Origin of the sequence: Vreelandella hamiltonii, assembly GCF_014651775.1 — a bacterium.
GTDB lineage: Bacteria > Pseudomonadota > Gammaproteobacteria > Pseudomonadales > Halomonadaceae > Vreelandella > Vreelandella hamiltonii.
The window spans coordinates 95,544-106,143 of record NZ_BMXN01000013.1 but is presented as its reverse complement, the minus strand read 5'-3'; the positions used below and the strand labels follow the sequence as shown (position 1 = coordinate 106,143).

Below are 10,600 nucleotides of genomic sequence, written 5' to 3'. Positions count from 1 at the left end.
AATAACGGGCTTGCGAAAGCCAACTTGCACGGGGCGAATGATCAAAAAGTGCTCGCTGGCGGTGATAGGGAAAGTGTCGGCGCCGGCTTCACGGATTCAGGAATAATTCTTGACGACGAAAACCACGAAGACGCTGGCGTTAGTATTGCCAAGGGGGATCCTGATAATCTCAAAGTTGGGGATGTGATCGAGATAAGGATTTCTCAACCAAGGCCAGGCCTTGGGGTTTTGGCATTTGATATTGATGATATCTTAAAAGCAGGTGTTATCCAGGAGCCTAATAACTACTTTTTAGCTTCAGAAAGCTATGCTAAGAAAGATAGCAATCCACCAGATTCAATAGTGAAGTATAGAAGGATTTTGAGTTTTATAAGTTCTCTTGAAAAAGCTGCTGCATATTTTGACAAAGAAAATAAAGAGCTAGTCTTTGTGGATTCCGGAAAAATCTCTATACCTGTGATTTATTCATTTGGAGATGTCGATGATTTAAAAGTTGATGTCGATTTTATTGCATCTTTTTTCGAGGGTGATGTTCACGAAGAACAAAAAAAAGAAATATTATCTTCTTCTCTTATTTCTTTAGTGTCTGGTTTGCCAAAGGAAGAAAGATTTTCAATATTGTTGCGCCGCTTTTCAGATATTGAAGGCAATGCTAAGGAAGGCTATAGAATCTTCTGTTCAGGATTTTCTTACGAGATTGTCAAAGGTAAAATACAGGATGCGAAACTTGATTTTACTAAGCGCATTCATGATATTTTTTCGAGCATACAAAACCAGGTTCTTAGTATTCCAATTGCCACAGTAGTCGTAGCCACGCAAATGAAGGCTTCAGATGACAGTAATAGCCAATTGCTAATAAATCAAGGAGTGCTCTTTGGTTGTTGGATGTTTTCTATAATTGTCTTAACGCTGATCTTTAATCAATGGTCTTCGATTAATGCTATAAAATCCGAGGTGGTTCGGCAAAAAAGAAAAATGGCTGAAGAATATCCGAGTATTGAGAGTATTTTTGAGAGGGATTTTAGTTCTTTGTTAACCAGGATAGTCGTTCAAAAATGTATATTTATATCATTGGCTGTTTTAGTTGCTTTTGGACTGGTTGCTGCACATTTGATATTTAACTCTTTCCTGCCTGAAGCAGATAAAATTATCATGGATGGAGGTCTTAGTATTTCTGGTATTTTTTGTGTTTTTAAGAATTCCTTGGTGAATATGTTTAGTATTAATTGATCATCATAGCCTCTTTATGCCTATGCCTATGCCTATGTCTATGCTTACAATGTTGCGTCCGGCTGTTTTTTGTACAGTGTTAGTTATTAGATAAGTGATAGAACTAACGCTAGTTGAGGTCGCTAAATATTGAGCAGGCACAGGGCCACAGCATGCGAGTGAATTACTTGGGGCCTGCCGTGGTGGGTGTGGAGCACCCCGCGGTAGCGGAGATGGACCGGAGGAAGTTTCCACCGAGTTGTTTTCTGGTCGAGATTAGCGACGAGGTGCCTCCAAGAAGTGCCCCCAGGAGGGCCATGGATGGAAGGCGACGTGCTGGTGGTGGACGAAGCCCGCTCGTAGGGCCACGCCGATCTAGTGGTGGCGGAGGTAGAGGGCGAGTACAGGCTCTTCAAAACTCACCGCTTTGGCAGCCGCTGCCACTTGTTGCCGCCTTGGGTTGATTCATTATGGCGAGCAAGTTTCGTGGTGTAGTGTTCAGTAAGGCGCGGTGTTGGGCGGTGTAGCACCGTCTTGCTTCTGCATAATGCAAAACCGCCCGTTTAGGCTTACTGAACGGACGGTTTTGCTTATGGACTCAATGGGAAAATCTCTCTTCGCATAGTGTTGTGCTGGCTCCGGTTTACAGAGAAAACATACCCTAATATGCCGTCAATCACACTTTCATTATCAGTCAGTAAAGCTTGCTGCCTTAGCTCAATATAACGCTTATTGGTAAGCTTCGTAGTGTGCTGGGAAAGCCCGATATTAAACGCTGTGATTTTCTCAGATACTTGAGGGGCTTTCTTACTACCAAAAAAAAGCCGCGAAGCTTCGGACTTCGCTACGAGTGTATCACTGATTTGTTGCAGCTCAGCAGGGTCGTTACCAGAGATGATAATGTCGTCAACGTAAACACTGACGTTGTACTGGGTTGAAAGGGAGTGAAGATACCTGCCCAAAGCGCTATCGACTAAGCATATTGATGCCAAGATAGTAGACTGCGGATAACCATAGGGAAGATGGTATTCATACCGACCTTCATTGGTCACTCGCACGGTGGATTTAACAGTAATGTCTCTTGCCTTAGCATAGGGGAAACGCTTTTTCAGTGAGCGAGTGACCCTGCTTCGATTGATCACGCCAAAGAAATTCTCAATGTCCACATTCAGGAAATATTGATCATCAACATGCGATTGGATAGCAGCCACATGGCCGCCTTCATGCAAGTGATAGTAGAAAGGTGGGGCGTTAAATTTACTGGCAACGAGCGCTTTGATTTGCCGCCCTTTCTCAAGCGTCTCTTGGGTGGGAATGTATACCCACCTGCCAGGCTTGACCTGGAAGCGGTCTTTCCATGGTGGCGTCATAAATACGTGTGTAGTTAATGGCCATGCTCAGAAGTTCTAATATCTGCATCGCTTTTTCAGAGCACCACCAAGAAAGGTGGATAATCTTAATTGCGAGCAGTAGGCGCTTCTGAGCTAGCCGAGAAGGCTTATCTATCTTCATTTTCTCGGACTCCTCTGCATGTCTTGGCTTTTCTAGCGCAAAGCGCATGGCTCAATAACCAACCGGCGATAACCATGGAACATCGTAGCAATGTTACAGGGAAGCCCAGCAAGTCACATTGTGACACGAGGAGAATAGGCGGCATGCAGCAACAGCCTATCGCCAAGACCCTCTCATTAATACCAGCAAAGCAACCTTCGATGCAATAAAAACAAGCGGGACGGACTCCGCCTCGCCAGAAGGATGCGGCACCGATACCCCCGGCCATGGAATGGCTGGGGGTTTTTGTTTAAGGCTTAGCTGGCTTGTTTGTTCCTGGCCAGTTCGGCCATGGCAACGCGGGATAGAAAGCCGGAGCGCGTTTTGTCGCCGGGGTGGCGGGCCACGAAGTCGTCGATCTGTTTGACCAGGAGGTCGGGCAGGGTGACGTTGATCTTGTGGCTTTTGCCCAGGTACGGGGTGACGTCGATATCGACGACGGCCCAGATCCAGCCGGTGAAGTCGGGATTGTCCATGTGGTGTTCGATGGACGTGGCTTCGGGGAGGGGATCGCCGTACTCGACCGCGACTTCCAGCCAGCCATCGATGGCTTCTTTGGCGTTGGCCAGGGCCTCTTCGAAGGTGTCGCCTGCGGAGTGGCAGCCGGGCAGGTCGGGTACGATGATGCCATAGGCGTGTCCTTCAAAGCACTTCTCAAGCCTGGTCTGATATTGGGTAAATGCTTGCATCACTTTGCGTTTTTTGTGGTCAAAAGCGGTATGGTAGGTATCCGCCAATAACAAGGGGAAGACGTGGTGATGGGGAAAGCGCTAGGTTACGCAGGAGCCGCTCTGCTGGGTGCGTTGATGTTGCAGGGCTGCAGTGGTCCCGAAGAGGAGGCGCCGGCAGAGGCGGTGCAGGTGGAAGAGACCTCCGCGGCCGAGCCAGTGGCGGAAGCCGAGCCTATCGAGCCGCTGGAGGTGGAAGTCTCGACCTCTGCTCAACTACTCTCTGACCGCCGATTGATGATTGCGGGCCAGACCAACTTGCCGGACGGAGCCCAGGTGCAGGTCGTGGTCGAGCGTGAGCTGAGCCGCGTGCGCTGGCAGGCACGTACTCAAGTCAGGGAAGGGCAGTTCGAAGTCGGGCCGCTGGGTACGGGAAGTGGGTTGCCGGATGGCGGTTACGTGGTGCGAGTACAGCTTTCCGAAGCCGCTGTACAGCCAGCCAGCGTGCGGGCACGCATTGGTGATCTGGGTGAGCATTTGGCGGGAGAGCTGGTCAGCCAGTCCCGCCATGGGTTGGGTCAGGTGGCCACCTACTCGCGGCGTCTCTTGATAGGCAGTGAACCAAGACGAACGCGCGACCAGGTGGACGTGTTTGAGGACAATTAGGGACGGGGAGGTAAAGATGCTTTAGGCAGCACACCAGTGGGCAAGCAGAACGGCATGGATCGACGTGCTATTGGGCGCTTTTGTATAGTGCTCAATGACGTATTGATCATCCCGTTGTACCAGGTAATGCCCAGCCTTGTGAAACACGTGTGTCGGGCCGAGGAGCAGCAGGTCTCCCGCCGACGCTGGTGAAAAATCTGTTTCCTTGGCAGGTGTCACCATCACGCAAGGTGCTTTCCAGTCGATCTTCAACGGCAGGTGATGCGGCACGGTGATAGCAGTGGCCTGAACCTGTTCCCAGGGGAGGGGACCAGTATGGTTCAGGGTGAGCAGTTGCGGCGCGCTGTCTCCTTCCAATAGGGTAGCAAGCGAGCAATCCAGTGCGTCCGCGAGCGCCACCAGGCGTTCATGGCCGATCTGTTTGATTGCCCCAGATTCCCAATAAGAAATGGTGACATCCGACACGCCAACTTTACGTGCTAGGGCAGCTTTGTTGAGCTTGGCCCTAAGCCTCAGTTGCTTGATACGTGAGCCTAGCGATTCCATTTCATCTTCCTATCGATGAGCTAAATCAGCTCGTTAAATGTACTTCCACCTATTCGGTGGCGCTCAGAACACGCTGTAAACGATGAGAATCGTTCGCATGCATGAACACGAATCATGGGTACTTCACCATACTAAGCGATTGTGCTTTAACGCGCATCTTCCACACCGTGAACATTGAGCTTGGGTTATGACGCTTTTGAGGCAAACTCGTTCCCCTGCGGGTGCTGTTGGATATAGCTGGGGCGCGTATAATGTGGCGATGCATTTACCGCCACAAGGATAGATTGATGACCGTACGTACTCGTATTGCGCCTTCCCCCACTGGGGACCCGCACGTAGGCACGGCCTACATTGCGCTGTTCAACCTCTGCTTTGCCCGTCAGCACGGTGGTCAGTTCATCTTGCGCATTGAAGATACCGATCGGGTGCGTTCTACCCCTGAATCAGAACAGATGATTCTCGACTCGTTACGGTGGCTGGGGCTCGAGTGGGACGAAGGCCCTGATGTAGGCGGCCCGCATGGCCCTTACCGTCAAAGCGAGCGCGGCGAGATCTACGCCCAGTATGCGCAGCAGCTTTTGGATGTAGGCCATGCCTTCAAGTGCTATCGCACCAGTGAAGAGCTGGACGAGCTGCGTGAATCCCGCAAGGAAGCAGGCCTGCATCTGGCCCTGAAGCCTGCAGACCTGGCGCTGGATGCCGCCGAGCAGGCGCGTCGTGAACAGGAAGGCTGGCCGTATGTCATCCGCATGAACGTGCCCAGTGAAGGCGTTTGCGTGGTCAGTGACATGCTGCGTGGCACAATAGAAGTGGACTGGACGCAGGTGGATGCACAAATCCTGATGAAGTCCGATGGTATGCCCACCTATCACCTGGCCAACGTGGTCGATGACCATTTGATGGGCATCACCCACGTGCTGCGTGGTGAAGAGTGGATCAACTCGGCACCCAAGCACCAGCTGCTCTACGACTACTTCGGTTGGGAAATGCCGCAGCTCTGCCACATGCCGCTGCTGCGCAACCCGGACAAGTCGAAGCTCTCCAAGCGCAAGAACCCGACCTCGATCAACTATTATCGTCGCATGGGTTTCCTGCCCCAGGCCGTCACCAACTATCTGGGTCGGATGGGGTGGTCGATGCCGGATGAGCGCGAAAAGTTCAGCCTGAGCGAAATGATGGCTGAGTTCGACATTCAGCGGGTATCGCTGGGTGGGCCGGTATTCGATCTGGAGAAGCTGACCTGGCTGAACGGCGTTTATATTCGTGAAGACCTGGATGACGATGCGTTGCTGCTGGCGCTGCGCGAGTGGGCGTTCAACGATGCCTATGTCAAACAGATCCTGCCCCAGGTTCGCCCGCGGGTAGAGACGCTCTCGCAGGTGGTTCCGCTGGCGGGCCATTTCTTCTCTGGGCTGCCCTCGTTGGAAAAGCAGGATTTCGATGCTATCAAGCTGGAAGACGAAGAGCTGGTGAAGCTGCTGCAATTCCTGGTATGGCGCTTCGAAGCCGTCAATGCCTGGCACAAGGAAGCGCTGCTGACGGAAGTCAAACACCTGGCGGAACACTTCGAGCTCAAGATGAAGGCGTTTCTGGCGCCGGTGTTCATTGCCATTACGGGCAGTGCTTCCAGCACGTCCGTCATGGACGCCATGGCGATTCTCGGGTCGGACGTGACGCGGGCTCGCTTGCGCCACGCTATCGAGGTATTGGGTGGCGTATCGAAAAAGCAGGCGAAACGCTTCGAAAAAGAGTTCCGCGACCTGTAAACACTCGACCTGTACAGAGGGGCAGGGAGCGTCAGATGAGCGGCAAGCGAGATATTTGACGCTTCTTGCGAAAACAGGGTTGACGAAGGCGAGCGTAATCAGTAATATACGCTCCGTCTTCACGACATGTGGGGCCTTAGCTCAGCTGGGAGAGCGCAACACTGGCAGTGTTGAGGTCAGCGGTTCGATCCCGCTAGGCTCCACCATCATTAGCCCATGCTAACGATGTATCATGATGTAAAAAGGTAGATACGTCCCATTCGTCTAGTGGTCTAGGACACCGCCCTTTCACGGCGGGAACAGGGGTTCGAACCCCCTATGGGACGCCACCTTCTTCTGGTTTTTTGTATTTCCCCCTTTTAAAAGTCTCGATAGCAACCCAATGTCGCGTTGCTTTTTCGGCTGCTTCCTGTTTGGCGTTTTAGCCAATTTATCGCTTTTTTTGTCAATATTGTGCTTGACTTGTCCACTTTTGCTCGTCTGGGTAAAGGGTTGTGCACAGCCTCGTGAATATGACATAAAAAATCAGCGTCTTAGCTTAATCTCTTTTAAATCAATGGCTTATTAGAGGTTAAAAAATGACCAATTTAAGGCTGGGTCACTGTTCATGGCGATTACGGGACGTTTTGTAGTGGTTGTGAACAGGGTTATCCACAGATAGTGTGGAAAACCCTGATCCGGCTGTCAGCGCCAAAATGTCAAGCGCTATTCGCCTTTGCGGAGACGCTTCAATAGCGAAGAGGTGTCCCATCGGCCACCCTGCATGCGCTGCACGTCGGCATAGAACTGATCCACCAGTGCGGTGACGGGTAGCGTGGCGTCCAGTCTGCGCGCCTGCTCCAGGCAGATGCCCAGATCCTTGCGCATCCAGTCGACGGCAAAGCCGTGCTGGTACTCATCGGCGATCATGGTCTTGTGGCGGTTCTCCATCTGCCAGGACCCTGCGGCACCTTTCGAAATCACCTCGATCACTTGATGCTGATCCAGACCGGCCTGTTCGGCAAAGTGCAGCCCCTCTGCCAACCCTTGTACCAGGCCGGCGATGCAGATCTGGTTGACCATTTTGGTGAGCTGGCCGCTGCTGGCGGGGCCCATAAGTGTGACAGCGCGAGCATAGTGGTCAAGCACGGGGGCGACGGCATCGAAAGGGGTCTGTTCACCGCCGCACATGATGGTCAGCGCGCCGTTTTCTGCGCCCTGCTGGCCGCCGGATACCGGGGCATCGATAAAGTGAAGGCTCTTCTGGCGACAGGCGGCATCCAGCTCCAGTGCCAGGTCGGCTGAGGCCGTGGTGTGGTCCACCAGATAGCTGCCTGGGGCCATGGACTGCAGCACGCCGTGTTCGCCGGTGGTGACCTGACGCACGTCGTCGTCATTGCCCACGCACACCAGCACCAGATCGGCGCCCTGGGCCGCCTCGGCGGGCGTGGCGTGGGCCGTGCCGCCGAACTGATCGGCCCATGCCTGGGCTTTGGCGGCCGTGCGGTTATAAACGCGGGTAGTCAGGCCCTGCTTGGCCAGGTGTCCTGCCATGGGATAGCCCATGACGCCCAGGCCGATAAAGGCAACGGTAGTAATAGAAGACATAAAGCACCTTTGTTGTTGATGGGGGAGTGGTGTCATGAAGGGGGTAGGCTGCACGCAAAAGGCCACCCGTGGGTGGCCTTTGTGTCGTTCAGTCATCGCCGTACAAGCCGCCGATTACTTCTTGGGGTAGTCACGCTGGTCATGACCAATGTAAAGCTGGCGCGGACGACCGATCTTGTAGCTTTCGCTGAGCATTTCGTGCCAATGGGAGATCCAGCCAATGGTACGGGATACCGCGAAAATCACGGTAAACATGTTGGTCGGAATGCCCATGGCCTTGAGGATGATGCCGGAGTAGAAGTCGACGTTCGGGTACAGCTTGCGCTCGATGAAGTATTCGTCTTCGAGGGCGATCTGCTCCAGGCGCTTGGCGATCTTCAGCTGCGGGTCATCGGCCAGGCCCAGCTCGGCCAGTACTTCGTCGCAGGTCTCTTTCATGACCTTGGCGCGCGGGTCGAAGTTGCGGTAAACGCGGTGGCCGAAGCCCATCAGCTTGAACGGGTCGTTCTTGTCTTTTGCCTTGTCCACGAAGCGCTGAATATTCTCTTCGGAATCGTCGCCGATTTCGTCGAGCATGTTCAGCACGGCTTCGTTGGCGCCGCCGTGTGCTGGGCCCCAGAGTGCCGCGATGCCCGCACTGATACAGGCAAACGGGTTGGCGCCGGTAGAGCCTGCCAGGCGTACGGTGGAGGTGGAGGCGTTCTGCTCATGGTCCGCATGCAGCATGAAGATGCGGTCCATGGCTTTGGCGTACACCGGGTTGATCTTGTACTCCTCGCAAGGGTTGCTGAACATCATGTAGAGGAAGTTCTCTGCATAGCTCAGGTCGTTGCGCGGGTAGTTGAAGGGTTGGCCAACGTTGTACTTGTGCGACATGGCGGCCAGGGTAGGCATTTTGGCAATCAGGCGAATCGCGCTGATGACGCGGTCTTCTTCCTGAGTGATGTCCATGTGGTCATGGTAGAACGCTGCCAGACCACCGACCACGCCACACAGGATCGACATCGGGTGTGCGTCGCGACGGAAGCCCTTGAAGAAGTTGTTGATCTGGTCATGCACCATGGTGTGATTGCGAATGCGCGATTCGAAATCGGTGTACTGCTCTTTTGTGGGCAGTTCACCAAACAGCAGGGTGTAGCACACTTCGACGAAGTTGGATTCTTTTGCCAGTTGGTCGATGGGGTAGCCGCGGTGCAGCAGTACGCCCTTGCCGCCATCGATGTAGGTGATTGCGGACTGGCAGGAAGAGGTGGCCATGAAGCCGGGGTCGTAGGTAAACAGGCCTTCGGCGCCCAGGCCGCGCACGTCGATGACGTCGGGGCCAAGTGTGCCGGAATACATGGGTAGTTCGATCGTCTTGTCGAGACCGTCTACCGTCAATGTCGCTTTCCTGTCAGCCATGATGGCCTCCTTTCGAGTTCGGTTTGGGACGTAAAGTCGTTGTTTCGCATGCCGCGCCGGCGAAAAGGCTTGCCCACTATAGAAGTGTGCGACATTTTGTCAATTAGCCTAAATGCTAGACATGCTTATACAGGATGTGTTGTTTTGGATAATAATTGTATATGATTGATCGGGATCTATAGTACCGAAGTGACAGAGGATTGACGATACGTTAACAGGCTTATCAAACCGTCCATCTAATGTCACTATAACCATGCTGCATCGCAAAATCGACTCAGACCATTGGCTATTTTCTTGCACCATGGTCGAGTTAAGTCTGAGATCGGTTTGTCAGCAGGGGCTAAGGTTCTTATAATCCACGGCGCGCGACCGGCAGGTAGGTGGTCGTGCCCGACTTGGCAACGGCCGAGCCCCTTCCAGCAACCACTGCCCGCTCGGGTTATGCCCGACCGTCGCTGAGCGGGCCAAGAGAGTGTGTATAACGCCGTGAATAGCAAACGACCCGTAAACCTAGACCTGACTACGATACATTTCCCACTGCCAGCGCTGACGTCGATTACGCACCGTATTACCGGCGTGATCCTGTTCGTCGGGCTGATCTTCGCTTTCTGGGCGCTGGGTAAATCCCTGTCATCTCCGGCTGGCTTTGACGCTGTCAGCAATGCCCTGGCGAATAACGTCCTCGCCAAGTTTGTGGCTTGGGGGCTGCTGTCTGCCCTGGCATTCCACTTTGTGGCAGGCATCAAGCACCTGCTCATGGATGCCAACATTGGCGTGACCCTGGAGGGTGGTGTGAAAAAAGCACAGGCTACGGTCGTAGTCAGTGCGGTTCTGATTATTCTGGCAGGAGTTTGGGTATGGTAACCAACATCACGAGTTTTGGCCGTAGCGGTCTGTCCGATTGGCTGATGCAGCGGGTATCCGCCGTCATTCTGGCCCTTTACACGGTCTTCATCGTCGCTTACCTGCTGTTTAATCCGAACCTGGATTACTACACCTGGAGTGGGCTGTTCGAGCAAACCTGGATGCGTATCTTCTCGCTGCTGGCCTTCATTTCCATTGCAGCGCACGCCTGGATCGGTTTGTGGACAGTCACTACCGATTACCTCAAGTCCACTCGCCTGCGCGTGGGTGCCCAGACGCTGATCATTCTGGCCATCTTCGTATACCTGGTGTGGGGCATCCAAATTCTGTGGGGAGCTTGAT

The 10,600-nt window shown here is 53.3% G+C and carries 10 protein-coding genes and 2 tRNA genes; 7 read left to right on the top strand and 5 right to left on the bottom strand.

Annotated features, from left to right (window positions below; translation table 11 throughout):
* Positions 1–1,230, top strand: a 1,230-nt coding sequence (locus IE091_RS12125; RefSeq protein ID WP_189463749.1) for a hypothetical protein, incomplete at its 5' end; no start/stop codon positions are given.
* Between the two features lie 569 nt (positions 1,231–1,799).
* Here the strand turns inward: IE091_RS12125 and IE091_RS12120 are convergent.
* Positions 1,800–2,579 carry a reverse transcriptase domain-containing protein gene (locus IE091_RS12120; RefSeq protein ID WP_189463748.1) on the bottom strand — a complete coding sequence of 260 codons (780 nt, stop codon included), beginning with the start codon at positions 2,577–2,579 and terminating at the stop codon, positions 1,800–1,802.
* A 438-nt stretch (positions 2,580–3,017) separates the two neighbouring features.
* Positions 3,018–3,449 carry a type II toxin-antitoxin system HicB family antitoxin gene (locus IE091_RS12115; protein WP_189463747.1) on the bottom strand — a complete coding sequence of 144 codons (432 nt, stop codon included), beginning with the start codon at positions 3,447–3,449 and terminating at the stop codon, positions 3,018–3,020.
* A gap of 69 nt (positions 3,450–3,518) precedes the next feature.
* Here IE091_RS12115 and IE091_RS12110 point away from each other — a divergent pair, with 69 nt between their 5' ends.
* The gene (locus IE091_RS12110; RefSeq protein WP_170919472.1) at positions 3,519–4,094 is read left to right on the top strand and encodes a hypothetical protein; all 576 of its coding nucleotides are present in this window, start codon (positions 3,519–3,521) and stop codon (positions 4,092–4,094) included.
* Between the two features lie 21 nt (positions 4,095–4,115).
* On the opposite strand, the gene IE091_RS12105 is transcribed toward IE091_RS12110, so the two are convergent.
* Positions 4,116–4,640 (bottom strand): helix-turn-helix domain-containing protein, encoded by a 525-nt coding sequence (locus tag IE091_RS12105; RefSeq protein ID WP_189463746.1) that lies wholly within the window; start codon positions 4,638–4,640, stop codon positions 4,116–4,118.
* 287 nt (positions 4,641–4,927) lie between these two features.
* Here IE091_RS12105 and gltX point away from each other — a divergent pair, with 287 nt between their 5' ends.
* The 3 genes from gltX to IE091_RS12090 all read left to right on the top strand — a co-directional run bounded on the left by gltX (position 4,928) and on the right by IE091_RS12090 (position 6,735).
* Positions 4,928–6,406, top strand: coding sequence for a glutamate--tRNA ligase (gltX, locus tag IE091_RS12100; RefSeq protein ID WP_189463745.1), 1,479 nt, complete (start codon positions 4,928–4,930; stop codon positions 6,404–6,406).
* Positions 6,407–6,536: 130 nt separating this feature from the next.
* Positions 6,537–6,612: transfer RNA gene (locus IE091_RS12095), tRNA-Ala, on the top strand.
* A 47-nt stretch (positions 6,613–6,659) separates the two neighbouring features.
* A tRNA-Glu gene (locus IE091_RS12090) sits at positions 6,660–6,735 on the top strand.
* Positions 6,736–7,111: 376 nt separating this feature from the next.
* Here IE091_RS12090 and IE091_RS12085 read toward each other — a convergent pair.
* Complete coding sequence (locus IE091_RS12085) at positions 7,112–7,993, bottom strand: NAD(P)-dependent oxidoreductase (RefSeq protein ID WP_189463744.1); 882 nt, start codon at positions 7,991–7,993, stop codon at positions 7,112–7,114.
* Positions 7,994–8,107: 114 nt separating this feature from the next.
* Positions 8,108–9,394 carry a citrate synthase gene (gltA, locus tag IE091_RS12080; protein WP_039176356.1) on the bottom strand — a complete coding sequence of 429 codons (1,287 nt, stop codon included), beginning with the start codon at positions 9,392–9,394 and terminating at the stop codon, positions 8,108–8,110.
* Positions 9,395–9,880: 486 nt separating this feature from the next.
* Here gltA and sdhC point away from each other — a divergent pair, with 486 nt between their 5' ends.
* Both sdhC and sdhD read left to right on the top strand, forming a co-directional pair.
* Positions 9,881–10,258 (top strand): succinate dehydrogenase, cytochrome b556 subunit, encoded by a 378-nt coding sequence (gene sdhC / locus IE091_RS12075; RefSeq protein ID WP_170919473.1) that lies wholly within the window; start codon positions 9,881–9,883, stop codon positions 10,256–10,258.
* Positions 10,252–10,599, top strand: coding sequence for a succinate dehydrogenase, hydrophobic membrane anchor protein (gene sdhD, locus IE091_RS12070; RefSeq protein ID WP_016914532.1), 348 nt, complete (start codon positions 10,252–10,254; stop codon positions 10,597–10,599). The genes sdhC and sdhD overlap by 7 nt, the downstream gene beginning before the upstream one ends.
* Position 10,600 lies beyond the last annotated feature (1 nt).

Excerpts from the sequence above, each read along its gene's own strand:
- gltA (WP_039176356.1), bottom strand. The coding sequence starts at position 9,394 with ATGGCTGACAGGAAAGCGACATTGACGGTAGACGGTCTCGACAAGACG.
- IE091_RS12085 (WP_189463744.1), bottom strand. The coding sequence starts at position 7,993 with ATGTCTTCTATTACTACCGTTGCCTTTATCGGCCTGGGCGTCATGGGC.
- IE091_RS12120 (WP_189463748.1), bottom strand. The coding sequence starts at position 2,579 with ATGACGCCACCATGGAAAGACCGCTTCCAGGTCAAGCCTGGCAGGTGG.
- IE091_RS12110 (WP_170919472.1), top strand. The coding sequence starts at position 3,519 with ATGGGGAAAGCGCTAGGTTACGCAGGAGCCGCTCTGCTGGGTGCGTTG.
- gltX (WP_189463745.1), top strand. The coding sequence starts at position 4,928 with ATGACCGTACGTACTCGTATTGCGCCTTCCCCCACTGGGGACCCGCAC.
- IE091_RS12105 (WP_189463746.1), bottom strand. The coding sequence starts at position 4,640 with ATGGAATCGCTAGGCTCACGTATCAAGCAACTGAGGCTTAGGGCCAAG.
- IE091_RS12115 (WP_189463747.1), bottom strand. The coding sequence starts at position 3,449 with ATGCAAGCATTTACCCAATATCAGACCAGGCTTGAGAAGTGCTTTGAA.
- sdhD (WP_016914532.1), top strand. The coding sequence starts at position 10,252 with ATGGTAACCAACATCACGAGTTTTGGCCGTAGCGGTCTGTCCGATTGG.